Origin of the sequence: Pseudomonas siliginis, assembly GCF_024072275.1 — a bacterium.
GTDB lineage: Bacteria > Pseudomonadota > Gammaproteobacteria > Pseudomonadales > Pseudomonadaceae > Aquipseudomonas > Aquipseudomonas siliginis.
The window spans coordinates 2,848,036-2,872,298 of the sequence record NZ_CP099598.1 but is presented as its reverse complement, the minus strand read 5'-3'; the positions used below and the strand labels follow the sequence as shown (position 1 = coordinate 2,872,298).

Annotated in this window: 22 protein-coding genes; 8 read left to right on the top strand and 14 right to left on the bottom strand. The window is 60.4% G+C overall.

Annotated elements, in window-relative coordinates:
- Positions 1 to 82: 82 nt before the first annotated feature.
- The 3 genes from NF676_RS13400 to NF676_RS13390 all read right to left on the bottom strand — a co-directional run bounded on the left by NF676_RS13400 (position 83) and on the right by NF676_RS13390 (position 2,785).
- Positions 83 to 760, bottom strand: a complete 678-nt coding sequence (locus tag NF676_RS13400; protein ID WP_076563101.1) for a DUF3313 domain-containing protein — start codon at positions 758 to 760, stop codon at positions 83 to 85.
- Between the two features lie 129 nt (positions 761 to 889).
- Positions 890 to 1,864 (bottom strand): hypothetical protein, encoded by a 975-nt coding sequence (locus NF676_RS13395; protein ID WP_252887897.1) that lies wholly within the window; start codon positions 1,862 to 1,864, stop codon positions 890 to 892.
- Between the two features lie 429 nt (positions 1,865 to 2,293).
- Positions 2,294 to 2,785 (bottom strand): hypothetical protein, encoded by a 492-nt coding sequence (locus tag NF676_RS13390; protein ID WP_252878121.1) that lies wholly within the window; start codon positions 2,783 to 2,785, stop codon positions 2,294 to 2,296.
- A 197-nt stretch (positions 2,786 to 2,982) separates the two neighbouring features.
- On the opposite strand from NF676_RS13390, the gene NF676_RS13385 reads away from it, so the two are divergent.
- Positions 2,983 to 3,675, top strand: a complete 693-nt coding sequence (locus NF676_RS13385) for an aspartate/glutamate racemase family protein (protein WP_236168885.1) — start codon at positions 2,983 to 2,985, stop codon at positions 3,673 to 3,675.
- 1 nt (position 3,676) lies between these two features.
- Here NF676_RS13385 and NF676_RS13380 read toward each other — a convergent pair whose 3' ends face one another.
- Complete coding sequence (locus tag NF676_RS13380) at positions 3,677 to 4,195, bottom strand: GNAT family N-acetyltransferase (protein WP_252887896.1); 519 nt, start codon at positions 4,193 to 4,195, stop codon at positions 3,677 to 3,679.
- Positions 4,196 to 4,822: 627 nt separating this feature from the next.
- Between NF676_RS13380 and NF676_RS13375 the strand changes: the two genes are divergently transcribed.
- The 3 genes from NF676_RS13375 to NF676_RS13365 all read left to right on the top strand — a co-directional run bounded on the left by NF676_RS13375 (position 4,823) and on the right by NF676_RS13365 (position 8,990).
- A complete protein-coding gene (locus NF676_RS13375) occupies positions 4,823 to 5,182 on the top strand; it encodes a DUF6124 family protein (RefSeq protein ID WP_252887895.1) in 360 nt (119 codons plus the stop codon).
- 393 nt (positions 5,183 to 5,575) lie between these two features.
- Positions 5,576 to 8,158, top strand: a complete 2,583-nt coding sequence (locus NF676_RS13370; protein ID WP_252887894.1) for an immunoglobulin-like domain-containing protein — start codon at positions 5,576 to 5,578, stop codon at positions 8,156 to 8,158.
- Between the two features lie 472 nt (positions 8,159 to 8,630).
- The gene (locus NF676_RS13365) at positions 8,631 to 8,990 is read left to right on the top strand and encodes a DUF6124 family protein (protein WP_252887893.1); all 360 of its coding nucleotides are present in this window, start codon (positions 8,631 to 8,633) and stop codon (positions 8,988 to 8,990) included.
- A gap of 593 nt (positions 8,991 to 9,583) precedes the next feature.
- On the opposite strand, the gene NF676_RS13360 is transcribed toward NF676_RS13365, so the two are convergent.
- The 10 genes from NF676_RS13360 to NF676_RS27735 all read right to left on the bottom strand — a co-directional run bounded on the left by NF676_RS13360 (position 9,584) and on the right by NF676_RS27735 (position 19,741).
- Positions 9,584 to 10,564: a substrate-binding domain-containing protein gene (locus tag NF676_RS13360; RefSeq protein WP_252887892.1), complete on the bottom strand. Its 981-nt coding sequence runs from the start codon at positions 10,562 to 10,564 to the stop codon at positions 9,584 to 9,586.
- Positions 10,565 to 10,709: 145 nt separating this feature from the next.
- A complete protein-coding gene (locus tag NF676_RS13355; protein WP_252887891.1) occupies positions 10,710 to 11,651 on the bottom strand; it encodes a peptidylprolyl isomerase in 942 nt (313 codons plus the stop codon).
- Positions 11,648 to 12,118 carry a YbjN domain-containing protein gene (locus NF676_RS13350; RefSeq protein WP_252887890.1) on the bottom strand — a complete coding sequence of 157 codons (471 nt, stop codon included), beginning with the start codon at positions 12,116 to 12,118 and terminating at the stop codon, positions 11,648 to 11,650. Before NF676_RS13350 ends, NF676_RS13355 begins: the two co-directional genes overlap by 4 nt.
- Positions 12,119 to 12,135: 17 nt before the next feature.
- Positions 12,136 to 12,765: a hypothetical protein gene (locus NF676_RS13345; RefSeq protein ID WP_056785753.1), complete on the bottom strand. Its 630-nt coding sequence runs from the start codon at positions 12,763 to 12,765 to the stop codon at positions 12,136 to 12,138.
- Between the two features lie 17 nt (positions 12,766 to 12,782).
- A complete protein-coding gene (locus NF676_RS13340; RefSeq protein WP_252887889.1) occupies positions 12,783 to 14,480 on the bottom strand; it encodes a putative porin in 1,698 nt (565 codons plus the stop codon).
- Between the two features lie 39 nt (positions 14,481 to 14,519).
- The gene (locus NF676_RS13335; protein ID WP_122692655.1) at positions 14,520 to 15,224 is read right to left on the bottom strand and encodes an energy transducer TonB family protein; all 705 of its coding nucleotides are present in this window, start codon (positions 15,222 to 15,224) and stop codon (positions 14,520 to 14,522) included.
- A gap of 3 nt (positions 15,225 to 15,227) precedes the next feature.
- Positions 15,228 to 15,653, bottom strand: coding sequence for an ExbD/TolR family protein (locus NF676_RS13330; protein ID WP_003201710.1), 426 nt, complete (start codon positions 15,651 to 15,653; stop codon positions 15,228 to 15,230).
- Positions 15,654 to 15,664: 11 nt separating this feature from the next.
- On the bottom strand, positions 15,665 to 17,464 hold the full coding sequence (locus tag NF676_RS13325) for a DUF2341 domain-containing protein (protein WP_252887888.1): 1,800 nt from the start codon (positions 17,462 to 17,464) through the stop codon (positions 15,665 to 15,667).
- A 12-nt stretch (positions 17,465 to 17,476) separates the two neighbouring features.
- Complete coding sequence (locus NF676_RS13320; protein ID WP_095179900.1) at positions 17,477 to 19,075, bottom strand: ShlB/FhaC/HecB family hemolysin secretion/activation protein; 1,599 nt, start codon at positions 19,073 to 19,075, stop codon at positions 17,477 to 17,479.
- Between the two features lie 54 nt (positions 19,076 to 19,129).
- Positions 19,130 to 19,741 (bottom strand): transposase, encoded by a 612-nt coding sequence (locus tag NF676_RS27735; protein WP_095179898.1) that lies wholly within the window; start codon positions 19,739 to 19,741, stop codon positions 19,130 to 19,132.
- 376 nt (positions 19,742 to 20,117) lie between these two features.
- Here NF676_RS27735 and NF676_RS13310 point away from each other — a divergent pair, with 376 nt between their 5' ends.
- The 4 genes from NF676_RS13310 (at position 20,118) to NF676_RS13295 (ending at position 24,262) form a co-directional block, all read left to right on the top strand.
- Positions 20,118 to 21,743: an NADP-dependent glyceraldehyde-3-phosphate dehydrogenase gene (locus tag NF676_RS13310; protein ID WP_252885970.1), complete on the top strand. Its 1,626-nt coding sequence runs from the start codon at positions 20,118 to 20,120 to the stop codon at positions 21,741 to 21,743.
- 102 nt (positions 21,744 to 21,845) lie between these two features.
- Positions 21,846 to 22,202, top strand: a complete 357-nt coding sequence (locus NF676_RS13305; protein WP_150742061.1) for a DUF3302 domain-containing protein — start codon at positions 21,846 to 21,848, stop codon at positions 22,200 to 22,202.
- 2 nt (positions 22,203 to 22,204) lie between these two features.
- A complete protein-coding gene (locus NF676_RS13300) occupies positions 22,205 to 23,164 on the top strand; it encodes an HlyD family secretion protein (RefSeq protein WP_016774598.1) in 960 nt (319 codons plus the stop codon).
- A gap of 57 nt (positions 23,165 to 23,221) precedes the next feature.
- Complete coding sequence (locus NF676_RS13295; protein WP_095179892.1) at positions 23,222 to 24,262, top strand: FUSC family protein; 1,041 nt, start codon at positions 23,222 to 23,224, stop codon at positions 24,260 to 24,262.
- Position 24,263: the final 1 nt, after the last annotated feature.

The following is a 24,263-nucleotide window of genomic DNA, read 5'->3' as shown; positions in this document are numbered from 1 at the left end:
GCGAGCAGGCTCACTCCCATACTGAATACGAGTCCAGTGTGGGAGCGAGCCTGCTCGCGAAAAGGCAACCAGCCTTACTGCATCATTTGGCTTCAGATTTGAGTTTCAGATACGACTGATGCAGATCGCTTGCCCAGCCATCGATCACCGCTTTCATGTCGTCGGCTTTCATCACCTGGGAAGAGTTTTCCAGCGGTTTGCCGGTACCTTTGCGCACTACCTGCGCGATGACATGATTGGTCGCGCCGTCCATGAATACCGCTTCGGTGGCCAGCGTGGTTTCCTGGTCGCGGATACCAGTGGCCGTGCTTACTGCTGCGGCGACCAGTGCGATCGGGATCACTTCATAGACTTGCAGGCCTTCGGTCTTGCTGCTGACTGCGGTAATCGCCGGACGCACCACAATTACGCCCGGCCCGGGACCTGCGGCCAACGGCAGCGATTTGCCGAGTTCGCGCTTGAGCGCCTGATCGTAATAACTGGTGATGCCGTTGAGAGTCTGCTGGGGGATTTTCTCGGTGGCTTGCGGCTTCGGGTAGAGCTGGCTTGGCTCTACGTAAACGCTGGTGAATTTATTGATGTCGAGTTTCGGGTCCATCCAGCGCATCACCTCGGCACCAGAGGGTGACTTGGCCTCCTTCAGCTGGCTGTAATCCTTGAGAAAACCGGAATACTGGTCAGGCTCGACGGTTTTGCTGGAACAACCCACCACGCCAAGGGTGGCAATGCACAGCGTGCCCATCACGACGGCTAGCTTCATGCTGTAATTCCTTTGAGAAGGCCAAGACATTTTGCATAGGGGAGATACAGGTATAGCCAAAACCCCGGCAAATGCGATGGCCAATTGCAAAGTTCACATCCGACAGCGCGTGTGCCTCGCCAACCGGTATTACCAGGACGATGTTTCGCCACTGCGCAACGCCATCTCCCGCCGGCTATTGGCGCGCATCGCCTTGATCAGCGATACCGTTCCCACCAGCAGAATCGCCGCACCAAACAAGAAGTCGATGTTGTATAGCTGGAAATCTTCCACCGGCCCGATCAGCAATGTACGCACCAGCGCAATTCCCACCAGCGTCGCGAGAAAGTCGATCCCCGGTTCATCGCGGTAGAACACCAGCATCAGTGGCAGGCACAGCACCAGCAGAAGCAACAGCACCACGACCTTGAACGAGCCTTTGCGTTCGACGCTGAACGCGCACTCATGCGCCCCGTACGGCTTGTAGTCCTCATCGCGGATCATCGAGTTTTTCTCGTTGATGTAGTCGGCGCGGTTGTACTTCTGGATCGGCGTAAAGGTGTTGGACATCTCCATCAGCGTGGTGATGTTCTTGAAGCGCAAGTCGATGCGCTCGCTGCCCTTGAGGTAATACAGCACCGGTTTATAGCCGTAGCGATAAGTGTCGAACGGGAACGCCGCGGTCTGGGCGTGCACGCCGATCGGCCGTGGTTCGAGTTCAGCGAAGGCGCTTTTGTTGGTCGACGAGAGGTTGCGGCTCAGCGGCTGCACCTTGATCTGCTCGAGGAAGATCGGCGTGACGCCGAAAGACCACTGCAACGGTTCCAGACGCAGGCGCAGTTCGTTGCGGCCCAGGTCGTAGCGGTGGAAGGTTCGTTCGGAAACCACCAGCGAGCCGCCAACCATGAATTCGCCGCGCAGGTTGTTGGTGACGCGCAAGGTCAGTTGATCCTTGCCCAGCAACGCCGCCTCACTGGTCGGTGGCGTGCCGCACCACGCGGTGCTTTCGCCGACACCGCCAAGCTGGCCGTCGCGGTTTTCCTTGAATACATAAAAGTAACTGGCCCACAGCGTCAGCAGCAAAAGCGACGCCGTGAGACCGAGGATTTTTTTACCCGGACTCACTGATCAGACTCCCTTCTTCGGTTCCATCGTCCAGCCGAAAACCCGCTGGCGACGGCGACTCTACCAAAAGGCCATCAGTGACCCAAGGGAAAATGCCGGATTGGCACCGAACCTAAGGGTTTCCCCGGTCTACGCCTCACTCCTCCTGCGGATGTGGCGCTGGCCCGGCGTCATGCTCAGATTGCTTGAGGGCTCAGGTGATGGAGATGCTTTTTGATGCGCTGGGCGTGATGTTTTTGTGGCTGGCGGCGGGCTGCCCTCACCCTAGCCCTCTCGCAGAGGGAGAGGGGACTGACCGAAGTGTTTGTAGGACTCACGTCGACCTGAAATATCGCGTCGAGCTCAAGTTTTGAACATCACTCGGTCTGCCCCCTTTCCCCCTCGCCCCCTTGGGGGAGAGGGCTGGGGTGAGGGGGTAAGCTTTTGATCTTAACCGCGATCGCGAGGTATCAGGCTCTGCAATTGCTGAGCAAGGAAATCGGCGTCGAAGGCAAACGTATCCGGATCCTTCAAGCCATTGGTCTTGCGCCACTGCCACGCACCATCCGCCAGGCCAACCAGGGAAATGCTCCCGTACCGCGCCGCCGTCAGCCCCATCACTGCCAGGGAAATCTGCCCGCCGCTGCCCATCACATCCGGCACAAATTCCACCGGTTTGCCGGCAATCACAATGCTCAATTTTTCCGTCTTGAACGTCGAGGTTTCCACCGGCACGCTCGGCCCGGATGCGACATACGCCTCGCGACTGACCTCCAGCAGATTCGGCGCCTTGACCGGTTCAAGCCATTGTTCGATCTGGTCGAACAGCGCGCCAATCCGAGCCGCCCAAGCGGCCGATTGCGTGGTGAACAGTTGCTTCTTGTGCGCTTCGCTTTCGGCATAGTGGCGCAGCATCTCGCCCAGTTGCTGTACGTCGTTCATTGCGGTGTTCCTCGGAAAGGACCTGCGAAGGGTGATAGTGGCAGATCCCCGGCGCGGCGTACGTTTAGTTCTTGCAGATGCACAGTTGCGGGAAAGATCGGCGGTACAGTCAGTCGGTACTGGCGTCGAGTCTGGAACAGAAGGTAACTTCGGGCAGCCCTGAATGCTCGACACTGACATTTGCTTGAGGAAATCCAATGCGCACCATCGGCCTTATCGGCGGCATGAGCTGGGAGTCCAGCGCCGAATACTATCGCCTGATCAACCAACAGGTTCGCGAGCGCCTCGGCCCGTTGCGCTCGGCGCAGTTGCTGATGTACAGCGTCGATTTCGGTCCGGTCGAACAGGCCCAGCACGCCGGGCGCTGGGACGATGCAGCGGCGATTCTGGTGGATGCCGCGCGCAGGCTCGAAGCTGGCGGCGCAGAATGCGTGGTGCTGTGTACCAACACCATGCACAAGGTCGCCGAGCAGATTCAGGCGGCGATCAGCATTCCGTTTTTGCACATTGCCGAACCCGCCGCGCAGGCTGCACTGGAAATCGACGCGCGCACCGTCGGGTTGCTCGGCACCGCGTTCACCATGGAGCAGGACTTCCTCAAGCAGCGTCTGATCGCCCAAGGCCTGACAGTGCTGGTGCCGGATGATGCCGAGCGCAAAGAGGTGCACCGGATCATCTACGACGAACTCTGCGTGGGTGTGATCAGCGAACAATCGCGAAAAATCTACCAAGGCGTCATCGAATCCCTGACCGCCCGTGGCGCCCAGGCGATCATCCTCGGCTGCACCGAAATCGGTCTGCTGATCAAACCCGAACACAGCGCCCTGCCCCTGCTCGACACTACCGAGCTGCATGCGCAGTCGGCAGTGGCGTTCGCACTGGGCGACTGACTCAGGGTTTCGACGAACCGCGCAGACGGGCCATGCTCAACGTGTCGACCCACTGTCCGTCGCGCACCGCGTAATCACGCAACAGCCCTTCGGTCTCGAAACCGAACTTGCGGTAGAGGCCGATGGCTGCCTCGTTATCGGCGTAGACCGTGAGTTCGACGCGGTGCAGATTCATCCAGTTATCGGCGACCTCCAGCGCCGCCGCCAACAACATCGATCCGACGCCCTTGCCCTGCCAAGCCGCCCCGACTGCCATGCCGAAGCTGCCGGCGTGGGCGCGGCGCATGCGGGAATAAGCTTCCAGGCCCAGATTGCCGATCACCACGCCTTGGTCCAGGGCAACCAGTTTCAGCGCACGTTCGTTATCAGCCTGAAGTCGCTGGCGCCAGACCTCGGTGGATTGAAACGGCATTTGCAGCACTTGCCGTGCAACGACGGGGTCGTTGTAAAGCGCGGTGATACCTTCGAGGTGGGATTCGTTGGAGCGTTCGAGATGGATCGTGGAGGTTGGGTCTGACATGGGATCGGTCCGTGATCAGCGTGTGGCTGGTCACTCTAAACCGCTGATCTGGAATCTGGCGAGCGGCAATGGTGGGGGCGAGCCTGCTCGCGAAGGCGGTTGGCCAGTCACTGAAGCCTCGACTGGCAGATTGCATTCGCGAGCAGGCTCGCTCCCACATTTTGATCCAGCCCGGGCACAACCCCTGTGAGCACTGAAGATTCCTGTGGGAGCGAGCCTGCTCGCGAAAGCGACCTCATAGCCAACACCTGCTTCCCGGCAAAAACGTCTACCGTGCTGTCGCCAATTTGTTGCTTTTTAAACACCGCTGTTTAAATGACACCTGCTGACACGCCTTCCAGGCTACAAATCCTTGCGTCGTTGCCTACAGCCAAGCCAGAATCCGCCGGCTTGTGCGCCTTGGGGGCGGGTTCTATTGTGGTGCGGTCGCTGACGAATCAGCGATCGGGTCTCGCAGCCCGTCGATCTCTGGACGCACAACACCCGCTGTTTTTATGGCGGCTGTACGTGGGAGACCTTCGGGTCTGCCGGTTCTAGAGTCCCGGTCTGCGACCCGCGTACAGCTGCCACCAACCATTTCGTATCGCAGCGAAAGGTGGCAGCTCCGTCGACTCTAGGAGCTTTACCATGATCAAACCCACACCCAACCCACCCCAAACCGACCCCACCTCTCCCTACGAATCCCTCGACTCAAAAAAACTTCACCAAGCCGCCGACCGCGCCCTCGACCACTACTTCTGCCCATCCGGCTCCACCCCGCCGCCCTTCAGCCCCCGCGCCATGTACGCCGTCACCGCCGACACCAAAAACGAAGACCTTCTGGCCAACGCCTGCGAAACCCTCGCCTCAGCGAAAACCATCGCCCAGGAATTCGCCGGATTGGTCAAGCCATCCCAGCGCCGAACGCTGATGGGGATTGCGCAGTTGATCATGCTCGGCGAACTGGCGGTGAATCGGGTGCTTGATAATCTGGAGTTGCCGCAGTAGCGGGCCTTTGATGATCGTTCCCACGCTCTGCGTGGGAATGCCTCAAGGGACGCTCCGCGTTCCAGCTCTGGTGGGGACGCAGAGCGTCCCGGGCTGCATTCCCACGCAGAGCGTGGGAACGATCAACGCGTAAGCAATGAAGATTCCTGTGGGAGCGAGCCTGCTCGCGAAAGCGTCGGAGCAGTCAGCATTGCAACCGAACATTACGACAAATTCGCAAGCAGGCTCGCTTCCGCAACTGCCGCGCGGACAAGATCCGGCAAGACCGCTCGTCTGAATACCGCCTGTACCTGTCAGATCTGACAGGTGTGCTTTTTTTCAAACTGGAGTGAGATGGATCCCATTCAATGCACGGCACGGCACGGCACGGCAAAATTCTCAGGGAGCGCTTCCATGGATATCCAGTCTTCGATTTTCAACGAATTGTTTGTCTTGTATCCGGTCATCATCAGGGGCTGGGTCACACCGGTGAAGCCGCAGGGCATTGCCCAAGGCGGGATTCCCAAGGTGCTTTACGATGGCGAGACGCAGGGCCTGGAATGTCTGATAGATCCGTGGACGGAAATGCAGCTCGCTTCCTGGACCATGGCCGCTGATGACCGCGTCGATCTGTACGTCAACGACAACCCTACTCCCGCAACGGGCAAGACCGTTGCCCCGGGCGAAGAACAACAGCGGGTGCGCTTGTACTTGCCCCACGGCTGGCTCAATCAGGGCGTCAATCGCCTGTATTACAAGGTCACGCGCGTAGGAGGTAACGATGAATCGTCTCGGGACACGCTAGCCCTCTACCATTTGCGTCTGCCGGAATCTCTGGATCTGATCATTCCGCCGGAAGTAGTACGTGAAGGCGTGGGGCCGGAGCTCGCCGCACGAGGTGTGACATTTGCGTTTACTTACACCAACCGACGCCACTTCGACTCCATCGTTTTTGCGCTCGGCGATACCACCGTGCGCTTCGACGTGCCCGACGCGCCGGCCCCGATCAACCTGACCCTGCTCACCGATACCTTCCAGCGTGCCGGTGACAACCCGAATGCTGTGGCGGAATTCAGAGTATTTGACCAATTGGGCAATGCCGTCATGTCAGGTGAAAAGCGCGTGGACATTCACCTCGGTCGCCTTTCTCTGCTGGCACCCACCGTCCGTGGCATGAACGGCAATCAGTTCAGTCCGACCACTCCGGAAATCAGAGTCCTCGTACCGCAGGGTTCGTTACTGCCCACCGACACGTTGTGGGTGAACTGGCAAGGCGCGACGGCTGTCCCTGAAGGCTCCTACCCAAGCCCGCCTCGGCTGGTCAGTGCCGGCCTGGAGATTGCGGTACCGCGCTCGGTGCTCGCCTACAGCCTGGGCCAACGGGTTGCAGTCAGTTATTTTATCGACCGCGACGACAAACCCGTGGAGTCGGCTGTGTTGCTGCTGGACATTCTGCCGCTGCCGGCAACCGCTTTGAACTCCCCGAAAATTGTCGAGGCCGATGCCAACAATTTTCTCGACATAACGGCGCTTGGCACCAAAAACGCAACCATTCATGCGCTGCTGCATACCTTGATTGAAGCCGAACAGCCCTGCTGGCTGCGGCTTGAGGGTAAGAAGGCTGATGGCACTGCACATGACTTGACTCTCTGGGCTGGGTTGCCAGCTAGAGTCAACAGCACTTGGATCAACCAGGGATTCTGGCCACAGACACTGGCAAACAGTTATCTCGTTCAATTGGGGCATGGCACGACACTGACGCTTAAGTACCTGGTGGCGCTGGACAAGAGCAATATCGAAACGAACGCAGTGAAATTTCCGGATCGGGTTTACACGATCAAGTCTGTAGAACTGGTTGTGCCGACACTGGACAGGATATTGGACTCGAACGGTGAGGAAGTGCTGGAAGGGGGATGGACGGTCAGCACTAGCTTAACGTTGTCGGGAACTGCCAGTAAGGGACTGGATATCGAGGTGTTCGATGATGATGGGTCGAGCACGGTTGCCAAAGGCCGAGCGACGGCCGACCCGCTGACGGGGATCTGGACACGAGAAGTGACTGTTGCTGAAGGGAAGCACCGGTTATTTGCGAGATCGTTGTATCACAGTGGAGAAGTTGATTCTGGCGCGCGGAGTTTTACTGTGGCAGCTGAAGTTGCCCCGACGATTGATTCGGTGAAAGGATTGCCAAGTAACGCCGAAATTGAGGAAGGTGGAACTACTGCAGACACTTCAGTAGCAATGCAAGGCTTGGCCTCGAAAGATCAATGGGTCGAGGTGTCTGATAAAGAAGAGTTTAGAATCAAAGTCCCGGTGAACCACGAAGGCGTTTGGAAATACAGTGAAGATCTGACCGCAGGAAATCACAGCTATAAAGTCAAGGCACTGTATGGTAGTGGAAAAGTTTCCATCCCAAGAACTCTAAAAGTTGTTCCACCGCTATTGGTCGACATATCACCCGTACATCTCTCAGGGAGAAATTACGTCGTCGACCATGCCGCGCTTGGCTGGGCATTAACTGGAAACGATTTCCCAGATACAACCGCGACCCGGGCGGCGACAGGCGGGCAAGCACCGTACACCTACAGGTCGAGCATGCCCAACGTTGTATCTGTGGACGGCAACGGCATGATTCGTTCAATCGGGAATGGTGCAGCTAAAGTGATCGTATCTGACGCTAGCGGACAACTTAAAGAAATACCTGTCGTAGTAAGCAACGTGCAAAAGGTTTTAATTGGCGGCGCCAACTTTACACACGAAGCGGCCAGTGCCTGGATCGCGCGCGTGGGGGGCAGTCCATTTCCGAGCTACTTAAGCGAGATTGCACTTCTTAATATTAAATACAGACCGCTTTACGAAGCCCGGTACTTTTGGGGATATACACTTCCTAGCAACCCTCAGGTCGAATTCACATGGGCCAAGACCAGTTTTATATCGGCATCAACAGGTGCTACGTCCCCTTTTGCTTACACAGCGGTCTGCGTGGCCAGGGCCTAAAACTACACAACGGTTCAACAAGAGAGGTTAACCACCGGTATTCGGAAAAAGGGCGGATTTATTTAACCAGTGATTTAAACAGCGAAGCGCGATCCAGGCTTCTCTTCTGATCGCGAAAGGACCGTCAGGTTTGCGCAATTCTTTGATTTAAACGAAGGTGTTTAAAGGGCACCTCCAGACACGCCTTCCAGGCTACAAAATCTTGCGCCATTGCCTACAGCTACGCCAGAATCCGCCGGCTTGTGCGCCTTGGGAGCGGGTTCTATTGTGGTCCGGTCGCTGAATGTTCAGTGATCGGGTTTAGCAGCCCGGGTTATCTCTAGACGCACAAGGTCTTGCCGTTATGGCGGCTTTGCGTGGGGCACTTCGGTGCGCCGGGTTCTAGAGTCCTGGTCTGCTAACCCACGTACAGCCGCCACCTCCTTCGTTAGCAGCGAACGGTGGCAGCTTCACCACTCTAGAGGCTTCACCCATGATCAAACCCACACCCAACCCACCCGAATCCGACCCCACCTCTCCCTACGAATCCCTCGACTCAAAAAAACTTCACCAAGCCGCCGACCGCGCCCTCGACCACTACCTCTGCCCACCCGACTCTACCCCGCCACCCTTCAGTCCCCGCGCCATGTACGCCGTCACCGCCGACACCAAAAACGAAGACCTGCTGGCCAACGCCTGCGAAACCCTCGCCTCGGCCAAAACCCTCGCCCAGGAGTTCGCCGGATTGGTCAAGCCATCCCAGCGCCGAACGCTGATGGGGATTGCGCAGTTGATCATGCTCGGCGAACTGGCAGTGAATCGGGTGCTGGATAATCTGGAGTTGCCGCAGTAGCGGGCCTTTGATGATCGTTCCCACGCTCTGCGTGGGAATGCCTCAAGGGACGCTCCGCGTTCCAGCTCTGAGGGGACGCAGAGCGACCCGGGCTGCATTCCCACGCGGAGCGTGGGAACGATCAACGCGTAAGCAATGAAGATTCTTGTGGGAGCGAGCCTGCTCGCGAAGGCGGTGGGTCAGTCACTGAGGCTTCGACTGGCGGATTGCATTCGCGAGCAGGCTCGCTCCCACTATCGATACGGTTTGTTCAGTTACGGGTGTGGTGTCTGGGCTGGCGCCATCGCGAGCAGGCTCACTCCTACAAGGGGATCGGGTTAAGGCTGGAACCATTCGTGGCGTTCGTTGAAGGTTTTGATGATCGTCCCCACGCTCTGCGTGGGAATGCCTCAAGGGACGCTCCGCGTTCCAGCTCTGGTGGGGACGCAGAGCGTCCCGGGCTGCGTTCCCACGCGGAGCGTGGGAACGATCAACGCGTAAGCAACGAAGATTCCTGTGGGAGCGAGCCTGCACGCGAAGGCGGTGGGTCAGTCACTGAGGCTTCGACTGGCGGATTGCTTTCGCGAGCAGGTTCACTCCTACAGGGGGGCGGGTTAAGGCTGGAACCATTCGTGGCGTTCGTTGAAGGTTTGCTGGATGAGGTCGATGAGGGCTTTGATTTCGGGGGAGTCTTGCGAGTCGGTGTTGACGGCGAGCCAAGCATGGAGCTGCATCGGTTCGGCGAATAATCCGGGCAGTGCGATGAGGCCACGGTCGAAGCGGCTCATGTATGCCGGCAGCAAGCCAATGCAGGCGCCACAGCGGATCATCTCCAGCATCAATTCATAAGACTGCATCTGCACCACCCCGGCCAACCTCTCCTCCACCAACTCATTCCACGGCCGAAAGCTCTCAACCTGTCGGTCATGCTGCCAGTGCACCAACATGAAATCAGCCAGATCTTCCGGCGTTTCCGGTCGCGCTGTCACCCGTGAATAGCGCTTGGCGATATGCGGCAGGTACTCGATCCGCGCGAGGTGTTGCGGTTGGCTGGTGGAAAAGGTCGGGCCGGAGTTTGGGCATTCGCCTGGAGCAAGCCACAGGACAATGTCGGCGCTGACCGCACGCAATGCCAGTTCGCTATCCAGCGCGATAATTTCCAGACGCAGGCTGGCGTTGCGCCGCAGCAGTGCGATGAGGTCGCGGCCGAGGATGTCGTGCAGGATCGATTCGGCGATGGCCAGACGAATCAGCGGTTGTTCGATGAGCGGGAGTTTGCGTTCGTGGGCCAGGGTGATGAGTCGGGCCTGCAACTGTTGGCCTTCGCGGGTCAGGCTGAGGGCGCTGCCCTGGAAGCTGAACAGGCTGCGTTGCAGTTGCTGTTCGAGTTGCGCGAGTTGTTTGCGCAGCAGCGTCGAGCGCACATTGAGGCTGCGCGCGGCTTGCATGAAGCAGCCGCAGCGAGCACTGACCAGGAAGTATTGGGCGACTTCGCTGTCGATGGTCGCGGCCTGGTTTAGCCAGGGCTCGGAGCGGGATTGCGGCGATTGATAATCAACGGTGCCCGGGCGTCCTGCGGGTTCGGTGAATGACATTGATGACTCCCTGTCGATCTAATGTGGTGTCGTTACGCAAATCTTTGTAGGAGCTGCGGCACGCTGCGATCTTTTGATCTTTAAAAGCAAAATCAACAGATCGCAGCCTCGTTTCACTCGACAGCTCCTACAGAAACACCGTGTGTCAGTTACCTATCACTTTGTTCAGTTCAGCGCCGTCGATGCTGAGGGTGGCGGTGTTGAGCATGCCTTCCAGATAGGCCTGGGCGATCTGTTCCTGGCGTTGTGCGCGCAGGGCCTGGGTCAGTTGGTCGCGCAGTTCCTCCAGCGTCGCGGTGCGGGCCGGTTGTTGTTCGGTGAGCTTGATCACGTGGAAACCGGCGGCGCTTTGCACCGGATCAGACACGGCGCCCACCTTGAGCCGCGCCACGGCGCTGCGCACTTCCGGCACGAGTTGTTGCAACGGTTGCAGGCCGGTATCACCGCCCCGCTCTGCCGTGACGCGATCCTGCGAATATTGCGTAGCGAGCGCCGCAAAATCAGCCGGTGCTGATTGCGCCTTCTTGCTCAATTCAGCGGCTTGTTTGCGCACCGTTTCCACATTCGCTGCGTCACTGACGCCAAGGAAAATCTGACTGACCCGGTACATCGGCGGCGTCTGCCAATTGGCCTTGCCGGCGTCGTACGCCTGCTGCAATTCAGCTGCGCTTGGATACTCCGCCGGCACCTGACTCACCGAGCGCAAATAATCACGAAACACGATTTGCTCAGTCGCTGCGCGAGTCTGCCGGGCGACGTCCGGACGCTGCGCCCAACCCTGCGCATCGGCCTGTTCCAGCACCGCTTTCTCGGTCAGCCGCGCACGAATCCAGCGCTCCAGCGCCTCACGGTTACCGCGCAATTGCTCGCGGGTTTGCGCCGGGACGGTGGCCAGCAGCGCCTGCAATTCCTCTGGCGAAACCTGCTGATTGCCCAACCGCGCGACTGCTGGCCCGGCTGCAACCGCCGGCAACGGCGACGGCTGCTGGGCGGCGACCGGATCACTGCCCGGTCGCAGCACCAGCGCCACGGCCACCACCAACAACGCCAGCGCTCCGGCGCCGATCACCATGGCAGGCTTCTTCACAGCGCGGCTTCCTCTGCTTCGGCGACAGCGGACTTGGCGGGTTGCACAGCAGCGGTCTGGCTAAAATCGCGCAGGTAAACGATGAATTCCTGCAACAGGCGATCCCACAACTCCAGATTGCCGCGCAGGTGCTCGTTGCTCACCCCTGCGGCCACGACCACGTCCATTTCCATCAGCAGAAACTCACCCTGCAACGACAACCGTGCAAACCGCCGCGTCGCGTTCCACTGCTCGGCCACGCCCTGGGGCAAGTCGCCCTGCACGCGCAGCGCACAGCTGAAGGTGAAATCAACAAAGCTGCCCTGCTCCACCGCCGGGTTGCCGAAGCGCACGGCGTAGCCGATGCCCTGACTGGCGCTGAGCAACTGGACGATGCCGTTCTGTTCGCTCTGGTTGACGCGATAACCGGCGGCTTGCAGAACGTCGGTCAGCGATTGCGGGGAAACGTGGGTGATCAATTGAGTCATGGCTTTCTTCCTTGTTATCAGTGAGCGATCGCCGCTTGCGGCGCGTCGAATTGGGTTTTGTACAGCTCGTCGCCAAAGCCCTGGGCCAGTTCATCGAACTTGACCCGGGCGCTGCCGGCGAAGGGCTGGCGGATCTTCATCACTTCGGCGACGTCGATGTTTTCGTAGGCCGTGAGGATCTGTTTGGCGACGCCGTACATTTGCTGATTCTTGGCTGAACATTGCTGCACTTGTGTGTCACGTTCCGCCAGTTGCGCTTGCAGCTTCGAGCGTTCGGCTTCCTTGCCGCGAGCGAGGACCAGCAACTCGTCGTAGGCTTTTTTGAACTTGCCGGTCTGCTCGGCACTGGCCGCGACTTGCGCCTGCGCCTGGCTATGCAGGCTCTGTTGCTGTCCGGCGAGTTGCTCGGCGAGGCCTTTGGCTTTGGCCAGTTCGGCGGTCAGCTGCTTGATCTGCGCTTGCGCTGCCTTGGCTTCGTTCTGCGCTGCCAGTTGCGCGGCGCTGGCCTGGGCCTGTTGGCTTTGCAGGGCCTGCAATTGCTGGGTGGTGCTGCGCAATTGCGTGCGCAAGCGCTCTTCCATGCCTTCGGCGCTCGCCCCGGTGGCAATCAACAAACCCAGGCCCAGCGCGAGAAAACGCGTGTTCATAAAGCTCTCCCGGCGCTTTAGAAGCGCGTATTGATCTCAAGCTGCAAGACGTCGATGTCGAACGGCGCGCCGTACACCGCTTCGGTGCTCATCCAGCGACCCGTGGCGGAAACGTTCTTCGCCAGGCCGTAGTTGCCGCCCATGAAATAACCTTTGGCGTTGGTGCCGCCGAGGTGGAACGACGAGTCGTTGAAGCCGTCGGGCAAGGCGTCCGGCTGGATGTACTTGTAGCCGGCGAACAGGTTCCAGTCGCCCTTGCGCTTGAGGTCCAGCGCGTTGCCGAGGGTGAACTGCACCATCCACGCGTTGGCGCCGCTTTCGATCTCGCCGTTGCTGTCGAGGTTGTTGACGATCTGCCCGGCGGAACGCTTGCGCATGTCGCCTTCGTCGTAGCTGAGGTTGTGGATGTAGTTGCCCTGGCTGCGCAGTTTGAAATCCTGCGGCAAGTCGGCGTCCCACACGACGTTGAGGTCGAGCAGGTTGAACTCGGACGCAAGCCCGACGAATTGCGGCTGCGGCGTAGCGCTCGGGTTGAGCGGGTTCGGCGTGATGTCACGCAGCAGGAACACGCTGTTGCCCTTCTGCATGAACGCTGCGCGAGTGCCGTCGCTGTCGCAACCCGGCGCGCCGGCCCACGGTTCGCAGGGGCTGGAGCGCTGGCCCTGTATGTCATCGAAGCGGTAATAGGCCAGCGCGCCTTTGAGGCGGTTGTTGCTATTGATCGCCCACTTCGCGCCGAGCTGCGCGCCGTACAGCCACTTGTTGTCGCTCTCTTCCTTGTCGAAACCGTTGCTGCTGGAAGTGTCGTTGGTGTAGTCCACCGGGAACGCGCCGACCGTGCCGAACACGCCCCAATCGCGGTTGAGCTTGTGATCGAAAATCGCCGCCACACCGTCGAAATTCAGGTCATTGGAATAGAGCATGTCGGTGGACATGAACGGATTGGCGAAGCGCCCGCCGGCCAGGGTCAATTCGTCCATTGGCTTCCAGGTCAGATAGCCCTGATCGAGCCAGATGTCTTTCTTGGCGAAGCCGCCGCCGAGGTTCTGCGTGGTCGATACCGGGTTGTTGTCCGAACCGGTGCCGATGCGAATGCCGGCGGTCCACTCTTCCGAGATCAGCGCTTTCATGCCTAGGCGTGCGCGCAGGCGAAAGAGATTTTCGCGATCTTCGCGGGTGTTGAGCAACGGCGGCAGGCTGGTGCTGCTGTTGGGGTTCACGTCGTACGGGCCATTGTTGTTGAGCTTGGCGAAGTCGACGATTTCGTTGCTGTTGTTGCCCGAGTAGTAACGCGATTCGTCTCGCAGGCGAATGTCGCCGTCGAAGCTGATGCGCGAGGCCCAGTCCGGGAAGGTATTGGGCGCGGCCCAGTTTTCCTGTTTGGCGGTGGCCATGACCTCGGCTTTGACCTGATCGCGGATCTGGTCGCGCACCGCTGCCGGCACGTACTGCACGCGCACATCCCCCGGCGCGGCGACCGGCCCGGCCGCTACGGCAGTGGACGCGGCAGCCTGCTTGGCCTGCGCCGCTTCGTTCTGGGCCTGGGCGATCAGCGCGTCGGCCTTGTCCTGTTTCAGAATGCCCTGCTCGACCAGCAAGCGGATCAGATTGATCGTGGCGTTCTCCGAAGGCGCAGGCGCTGCCACGGCCTGACCGACCAGGGTCGCAATGACCATGCCGACCGCCAGGGACAATCGATTCACGTTGGAAATCATCTGCACACAACTCCTTTTGCCAAAGCTTGAATAAGTGAATTAACCCGGACGCCGCCCTTGCAGGGACAGGCGCACGGGCAAAGTGATGGAGGCCGGAGGCCGTTCGCTGAGCGCTGGCGCACCGCGTAAAGCGGCCAGCACCTGAGTATCGATTTGCGGGTTGCCGCTGGACTTGATCAGCTCGACACGGGTAATCTCGCCGACGCTGCTCAGCCAGACATCGGCCTGCAGCGAGAATGCGAGGTTGCGCAGCTCGGGGTTCTCACGCAGCAAACGCTGGAAGGTGAACGCCAGAAACTGGCTGTACGTGCCCGTACCCAAACGCCCGCCGCCGGCTCCGGCCATGCCGCCGCCCTTGCCCGCGCCAATGTTGAAAGCGTCGCTGCCGGCCTGCGCGTCGCCGTCCATTTGCATCGGGTTTGCCAGGTCGTCCGCCGGCGATGGCGGTGCTTCTTCTTCAGGCTTGACCTCCTCCGGCTCAGGCGTTGGCTCGGGCTCGACGACTTTTTCTTCCACCGGCGTTTCCGGCTCTGGCGGTTTCTCCGGCGGCGGCGGTGGCGGTGGCGGCAACGGAATGATCGTCGGCACCTTCGGCGCTTCGCGGCGCACGCCGGCCATGTCGTTGGCCCACTGCCAGAGGAACCACGCGGCGAGTGCGCCGACCAGCAATCCGGCGCCCCACTTCACATAGCGCAACGGCGACTTTTTCACGGGCGGCGGTTCGATCGGGAGTTGTGCGGTCATGACTCAGCCCTGACTCGGTTTGCCGGTGACGAGACCGACCTGGGACAGTTCGAGCCGGCGCAGCAGGTCGAGCACTTCGATGACTTTCTGGTACTGCACCGTCGCATCGCCACGCACGATCACCGGAAAATCCGGGCTCTGCGCTTTCTCGATGCGCAGGCGTTCTTCCAGCTCCGCCAACGTCACGGGATAGGCATCGAGAAACACCTGGCCGCCGTCGTTGACCGAGATCGCCTTGGTCTTGGCCTCCGACAGCGACACCGAAGCGCTGGCCTTGGGCAGGTTGATCTGGATCCCGGAGACCTGCGCGGTGGCGGTGAGGATGAACATCACCAGCACCACCATCAGCACGTCGACCAGCGGAGTGATGTTGATGCTGTCGACTGCGGCATCGTCATCATCGTCGTGGGAGGCATTTACGGACGCCATGGCAGTGCTCCTCAGGCCGGTACGGAGTGGTTGGCGTGATGGCCGCGCTGGTGCGACGCCTCACTGAACTGGCTCTCGCCATGCATCTCCGCCAGACGAGTGATGAACTCGTCGACGAACACGCGCATGTCGGCGCTGACTTCCTTGTTGCGGGTGATCAGGCGGTTGTAGCCAAACAGCGCCGGGATCGCGACGAACAGGCCCATCGCCGTGGCCAACAGAGCGGCGGCCATGCCCGGCGCGATGGCATTGATATTCACGTCGCCGGCCATCGCCGTGCCGAGGAACACCACCATGATCCCCAGCACCGTGCCTAACAGGCCGATATACGGACCGCCGGCGATGGCGTTGGACAGGGTCGAGAGTTTCGAACTCAGTTGCTGGTTCTCGCGGGTGCGCACACCGTCCATCGAGCAACGGATGGCTTCGATGGTCGCGGCAGAGACCGACGAGGTATCGGCGCCCTGCTCGCGGCGGGTGCGGATCTCTTTGACCGCCACCAGATAGAGGCGCCACAGCGACGAATGCTGCAGACGTTGAGCCAGTTGCGCGTCGTCGGCGAACATCTCCAGACGCGTGCCGACCTTGGCGAATTGCACGCGAAAGTCTTCGTTGGCCGCAGTGACGCGACTGAGGCTGCGGTTCTTGCGTAGCATGATGACCCACGACTGGAACATCATCAGCACCAGCACGGCGATGATCACCCAGGCGTCGATTGGCACCGCGTTGAGCAGGAAGCCGAGGCTGCCGAAACCGAAGCCGGATTGTTCTTCATCGACGCCGTAAGCCACCAGTTTCGACTCGGCGCCTTGCGAGGTGGCATCGGCCAGCAACAGCGCAGCAGGTCGGGCGACTTTCGACAGGCGCAGCTCATCAATAGCGCCAGAGAATGGCTGCAACGCGCCTTCCTGCAGATCGGCGCCGATGGCCATGGCCGAGTTGAACGCCGGCATCGCCTGGGCCAACGCAGCACTTTCGCGACCGTTAACGTACAGCGTGACTTTCGAGCCCTCGGCAGTCAGCGCAACGTGCTGCCATTGCGAAGGAGCCAGAGCTTGCGTGGCGGCAGCGCGCTGGCCGTCGATTTCCACGAACGGCAGGCCTTGGCTGACACCGATCAGCAGACTTTGCATGCCTTCGCGCCGAGCCAGGATCAGTTGCTCGCCAGTGGCCTGATCCAGACGCAGCCAGGCGCTGAAAGTGAACGCGCTACCAGCGTTGTGTTGCAGCGACGGACTGGCCGGCAGCAACAACGGCTGACCGCTGAACTGCAAGGCACGGCCGACGACGCCATCGATCGCTGTGCCGGTCGCGCTTTGCGCGGTGTTGCCGTACGCCGTGGTGTCTTTCGCCGGGGTGCCGGTGGCGCCGTCGAAGTGATACAGCGCGGTGTAATTCGGATCGAAAGTCAGTTGGCCGTTGCCGGTAGCCGGGGCTTTCTGGTTGCCGTAATACATCCAGATGTCCTGACGCTGACCGCCCTCGACATTCGGCACATCGACCCAGATCAGCGCCATGCCCATCAGCGCATCGAAACTTTCGATCTGGTGGTTGAGCACGGTTTTGTCATCCGCCGCGACAAAGCGCAGATCCGAGCCGTCCTCTTTAACGCCGTCGAAGGTGAAGTTGCCGGTGTGCAGGCGCACCAGCAGCGCGGTGCGGCCAAGGGCCTGATTGATCGCCGCGCCTTGTGGCGTGGTGTCGACGGCGATCTGTTTGCGGTAATGCCAGTCGTCCTGCCACCAGGCCTGAGCCGTGGCCGGGAGCACGAAGCCCAGGCAGATCAACAACGAAAGGAAGAGGCGTTGCATGGACGTGCTCCGTTAGAAAGTGGCTTGGAGGTTGAAGTGCAGGCGCGATTCCTGCTTTGAGGTGTTCGGCCCTTCGAGTAGCGGGTAGCCCCAGTCGAGGCTGCCGGACAGCCATTTACTCAGGCTGGCGCGGGTGCCGAGGCCGACGCTGGCCAGGGCGTAATTGGCGTCCTGATCTGGCAGTTCGTCGCGCAGATACAACTGCGCGCCTTCGGCGAAGGCATAGAAGCGCCAGTCCTGCATCCACGTGCCGGCGAATTTCGCCAGCGACGGTGTGCGCAATTCCTGGCTGAGCAGGTAGCCGTCATCGGCGGTACGTTCAGCCGCGAGATAGCCGCGCACCGAAGTGGCGCCACCGGCGGAGAATTGTTCGTTGGAAACCAGCGGCCCCGAGGCTAGCTGGAACGCCGCTTTGCTTGCGCTCTGCCAGTCGCTGTCGAAGGTCCAGGTGTAGTTGGTGTCGCCCTTGAGCACGGCGAAACCCGGTTTGGCGCGATAGCGTTTGTAGTCGAAGTCTTCGTCGTCGCTGCCGTAGCCGAACACGCTGCGGGTGGCGGCAACCAGGCTCAGACCGAGACCGAGCTGGCTCTTTTCGCTGTAGCGATAGCCGTTGTAAGCGAAGGTGAACGGTGCATATTTGAGCGGTACCTTGTCGCTTTCGCCGGACAGACTCAGGCGCTCGTCGAAGTCCTTGAAGTCGATGCCGGCCGACAGCGAGTTCGACCAGTTGCCACTCGAGGGCAGCGTGTAAATTGCCGCGACGCCGTAGCTGTGACCCTTGCCGAGCACGTTGCTGCCGCCGATGGTGGCGACGTTGCTGTCGGACTGGTAACCGGAGAATTGCACGCTCCAGCGCTCGCTCAGCGGCGCGGTGTAGGACCCGGACCAGACCTTGGCGTTGTCGGTTTCCTGCGGCGCGGTGAAGAACGTCAGGTTGACGCTGTGACCGAGTTGCCAGAGGTTGTTGTAACCGAGGCTGGTGACGCTGCGCAGCTTTTCGGTGTCGGCGCTGTAGTCGTTGTTGAGGCCGACGCTGGCCGTCCATGGGTTCTGGTCTTCGACCTGCAAGTCGACATCCATGGTGCCGGGGCGCTGCCCTTCACGCACCAGCGGCATGACCTGGCGACCGGGGGTCTTGTTAAGTTGCGCGAGTTCGCCCTGGACCTTGGCGAAGTCCGGCACCTCGCCTTCTTTCAGCGCCGGTACGTTGTCGCGAATGTCCAGCGGCGAATAGTGTTTGGCGCCGACCACGCGCACCCGGCCGACCTTGGTTTCGCTGACTTGCAAATAAACGATGCCATCGGCCACGGCCTGCTCGGGCAGCTCGACAAACACCGACTGATAGCCGCGCTCCTGATAGGCCTTCTGCAACGCATCGCGGGCGCCTTCGATGTCGCTCAAGGCTTTCTGCGGGCCGAGAAACGGGTACACCGCTTCTTCGATCGCCCGCGCATCAAGCACGGTGTTGCCGCGCACGAAGTATTCGTTGACGTCGACCAGTCGCTGCGCGGCGGGCGCTTCTGTGCCCTCCTCGGCCAGCGCTGGCTGCGCGCCCGCCGTCACCAGCAGCCAGCCCCACAGCGCCAGCCGTGACGTGAAAATCCGTTCCACATTACCCCCTGAAATTCGCGATGACCTGTGGGCGTTAGCGCCCGGTGTGCTGCGTCAATTGCTGATCGTTGTGGCGCAGGCGTGCTTGCCCAGCCAGGTGTGCAACAGCGCAAAGTTCAGCGAGAACTCGGGCATTTGCAGCAAGGCACCGCAGAACACTTCGCCGATGATTTTCTGAATCAGCAGCACCGCGCGCGGCTCGTTGAGCAGCGTGGCGATGTCACGGCTGAGGGCGGTGAAACTCCAGACCTTCTGGTTCAGGCCAAGACCGACGAACCAGCGGAACAGCAGGTTGTAATTGAGCTGTTCATAGAGCTGCTGTTCGCTGGGCACCGAATACAGCAATTGCAGGAGCAGGATGTGCATCACCGTCTGCGCGGGAATGAGCATGCCGGGCGCGGCGTTGAGGTCGCGCAGCAGGTCCTGGTGGGCGTCGAGCAGATCGTCGATCTGCGGGCGCAGCAACACCAGCGAATGGCCCGGCGGAATGTAGCTGGACACTTCTTTCAAAGCGCCCTGCCAGTCATCCTGCGAGACGATCCAGACCCACGGCGCGCCGTAGCGATACACCGAAACCGGCTTCTTGCGCGCGGCTTCGACGATCTTCGACAGGCGTTGATCGAGCTCCTGCATGCCCACTTTCGAATAGCGTTCCATAGTCCCCATTGCCTCACTCCCGGCGTCCCGCCCCGACTCGCAAAGTGCGCCCCGAAAGGCCCCTCAAGCGCGTTACACAGGCATGACCGGACTGGCTATGTGCTACCGAACTTTTGTCATAAAAGCTTCATTACCGAAGATGGATTGACGGATGTAGATGATCGACCGTGGGAGCGAGCCTGCTCGCGAAAGCGCTGTGTCAGGCGATGAGGATGTTGGATGTGCCGCCGCCTTCGCGAGCAGGCTCGCTCCCACAAGGTGGACTGTGGTTGCACCGTTGCGTGACATTCGCGTGACATTCACGGGGTTAAATCCCGGCCCGTTCAGGCGTATAACCTTCACAAGACTTTCAATCGGCACGCCGACTTCAACACAGGGTAGTGACATGACCACAGCAAACATCCTTGGCAACCTGTTCCCTTCGGTCAGCGACATCCCGGAAAAATATCGCCTCGACGCTCAGGTCGAGCAGCGTGAATACCTGGTCGATGGCCAATTGCGCCGCTGGGACGGCCCACTCGCGCAGGTGCGCAGCCCGGTTTATCTGAAAAGCGCAAACGGTGAAGAACAGGTGATCCTCGGCAGCACGCCGCTGCTGGATGCCGACACCGCGCTCACCGCTCTCGACGCTGCCGTTCGCGCTTACGATCGCGGCCAAGGCCTGTGGCCAACCATGCGCGTGGCCGAACGCATCCAGCACGTCGAAGCATTCCTCGGCCGCATGCGCGAGCAGCGCGAGGCGGTGGTCAAGCTGCTGATGTGGGAGATCGGCAAGAACCTCAAGGACTCGGAAAAAGAGTTCGATCGCACCTGCGATTACATCGTCGACACCATCAATGCCCTGAAAGAACTCGACCGCCGTTCCAGCCGCTTTGAGCTGGAGCAGGACACCCTCGGCCAGATTCGCCGCGTGCCGCTCGGCGTCGCCTTGTGCATGGGGCCTTACAACTACCCGCTGAACGAAACCTTCACCACGCTGATTCCGGCGCTGATCATGGGTAACACCGTGGTGTTCAAACCGGCCAAGCTCGGCGTGCTGCTGATTCGGCCGTTGCTCGAAGCCTTCCGCGACAGCTTCCCGAGCGGCGTGATCAACGTCATCTACGGCAGCGGCCGCGAGACCGTCAGCGCTCTGATGGCCAGCGGCAAGATCGACATCTTCGCCTTCATCGGCACCAACAAGGCTGCCAGCGACCTGAAGAAGCTGCACCCGAAACCACACCGCTTGCGCGCCGCTCTCGGTCTGGATGCAAAGAACCCGGGAATCGTTTTGCCCGAAGTCGATCTCGACAACGCCGTCAGCGAAGCGGTCACCGGCTCGCTGTCGTTCAATGGTCAGCGCTGCACCGCACTGAAAATCCTCTTCGTACATGAAGACGTGGTCGACAGCTTCATCGAGAAATTCAACGCCAGACTGGCCACGCTCAAACCGGGTATGCCGTGGGACAGCGGCGTGGCGCTGACGCCGCTGCCGGAGTCGGGCAAAGTCGACTATCTGCACGGTCTGGTCGCGGATGCGCAAAGCAAAGGCGCACAGGTGGTCAACCCGAATGGTGGCGAGTCCCACGCCTCGTTCTTCTACCCGGCAGTGCTGTATCCGGTGAATCCGCAAATGCGCGTCTATCAGGAAGAACAGTTCGGCCCGGTCGTGCCCATCGTGCCGTACCGCCACCTCGATACCGTGATTGACTACGTGCTGGAATCCGATTTCGGCCAGCAGTTGAGCATCTTCGGCACCAACCCGGTGGCGGTCGGCCGGCTGGTCGACACTTTCGCCAACCAGGTCGGGCGGATCAACCTCAACGCCCAGTGCCAGCGCGGCCCGGACACTTACCCGTTCAACGGTCGCAAAAACTCCGCCGAAGGCACGCTGTCGGTTCACGATGCCTTGCGGGTGTTTTCGATTCGTACGCTGGTGGCGACCAAATTCCAGGAGAGCAACAAGGATCTGATCAGCGAGATCATTCGCGGGCGTGATTCGAGCTTCCTGACCACCGATTACATCTTTTGACGGGTGATCGGCAGGATTGAATGATCCTGCCGATCCGTCAGCTACCCGGCAATTCAGTGACTACACTGAGCCCAGCATTGCTGGATGCCCGGGAGGCTGACCATGCTCGATTACTTCGCATTGGGTCTGTTGGTTTTTGTCGGTCTCGTGCTGTTTTACGGGATTATCGTGCTGCATGACATTCCGTACGAGATCGCCGTCCACCGCAACCACCCGCATCAGGACGCGATCCATGCCACTGGCTGGGTCAGCCTGTTCACCTTGCATGCGCTGTGGCCGTTTCTGTGGATCTGGGCGATGGCCTATCGCGAGGATCGTGGTTGGGGGTTCGGCGATGGCAAACCCATTCAGAATCACGTCAATCAACTGGAGCAGCAGGTCGTCGAGCTGCAAGCCCGGATCGAGCGGCTCGAAGCGCAGTCGCCGCTTGCGCCGCAATCTGACAGCCGGGGGATCTGAGCATGGATCTGTTGCTCATCCTCACGTATGCCGCGCTCTGCGTCGCGATTTTCAAGATCTTCCGCATTCCGCTGAACAAATGGACGGTGCCCACCGCTGTCCTGGGTGGCGTGCTGATCATCGGCGCGCTGATTTTCACCATGAACTACAACCATCCCTATTCTGAGGTGGCGCGCTCCTACTTCGTCTCGGTGCCGGTTATTCCGATCATCAGTGGCCAGGTGATCGACGTACCGGTAAAGGGCAACGAACCCCTGGAAAAAGGCGACGTGCTGTTTCGCATCGATCCAACGCCTTTCCAGAACCGCCTGAAATCGCTCAAGGCGCAACTGGTTGCAGCCAAGGGCGACCGCTACCGCATCACCGAACTGATTCGCCGCAACTTCGGCACCCAGCGTGAACTGGACGCGGCCATCGCCCGCACCGACGATCTGCAGGCGCAACTGGACAATGCGCAGTTCGAGCTGGACAACACCGTGGTTCGGGCACCGAGCAAAGGCTTCGTCACCCACGTTTCGCTGCGACCGGGGATGATGGCGAGCAAGCTGCCGCTGCGCCCGTCAATGGTGTTTATTCCGCAGGAAGGTCAGTACTTCGCCGCCTGGATGCGCCAGAACAGCCTATTGCGTCTGACCGTGGGCGACGAGGCCGAAGTCGCCTTCGACGGCATTCCCGGCAAGGTCTTCGCCGGTCGGGTGAAAAGTGTGATCGGGGTGATCGCCGAGGGCCAGGTGCAACCTTCCGGTACCCTGATCAGCTACACCGGCTCGCCACCGGCCGGACGGGTGCCAGTGATCATCGAGATAACCGATCCGGCGTTCGCCGAATACAGCGCGCTCATGCCGGGCGGCGCCTACGGGCAAGCGGCGCTTTACAGTCAGCACTTTCACCACATCGGCGCGATGCGCAAAATCCTGCTGCGCATGTCCGCCTGGATGAATTACATTTTCCCCTTCCACTGATTTGACTGACTCACGAGGTTCGCACTGACTACTTACAGCACCCACCGCCTGCCACCGCTGTTGCGCCGTATCCTGCGTCCGTTGCTGGACCCGTATCGGCGCTACCGTCACGCCCGCCTGATCCATTCCGTGCGGGTGGCCTTGGGGTTGCTGGCGACGATTCTGCTGACCACTGGCATCAATCTGCCCCACGGCGAATGGGCATCGGTGACCATGCTGGTGGTGATCGGCGGTTTGCAGCACCACGGCAACATCGGCAAAAAAGCCGCCGAGCGCGCCATCGGTACCTTGATCGGTGCAGGAGTCGGATTGGCACTGGTGGCGCAGCACGCCTGGCTGGGCATGCCGTGGCTGACCTACTTTTCCATGGCCGTGGTCTGTGGCTTTTTCTCGTATCACGCGATTGGCAAGGGCGGCTACACCGCCCTGCTCTCCGCCATCACCGTGTTCATCGTCGCCGGGCATGGCGACAACCCGATCACCGATGGTCTGTGGCGCGGCGTCGACATCCTGATCGGCATCGCCCTCGCCCTGGCGTTTTCCTTCGCCCTGCCGCTGTACGCGGTCTACTCGTGGCGTTACAACCTTGCCGATGCCTTGCGCGATTGCGCTACGGTGTACGGACGCATCATCAACGGTGAAGCGGTCAGCGCCGACGAACACGTGCGGCTGATGAGCAAGCTCGGCGCGGTGATGGTGCAATTACGTTCGCTGATGCCGTCGGTGTCCAAGGAAGTGAAAATCTCCATGACCGAGCTCGACGCGATTCAGCGCAACCTGCGCATGTGCATCAGTACGCTGGAGATCCTCGGTAATATCCGCCCCAACGCAAGCGACCCGCAGGCCACGGCACATCTGCAAACGGCACTCAAGGCTGAGCACCGGCAGATTCGCGTGCAACTGATCGGGATGGCTCGCGCCTTGAAGACCGGTGCCTCGCAACGGCTGGAGCGGCCGATGGAACTCCCGCAAGCGAACCTCGACGCGCCAGTTGCCAATACACTCGACGGCTACCGTATGCTGACCCGACAACTCGCTGCCAATATCAGCGAGATGCGCCAACGCTTGGCAGCCACCGCACCGCGCTGGAACATCTGAT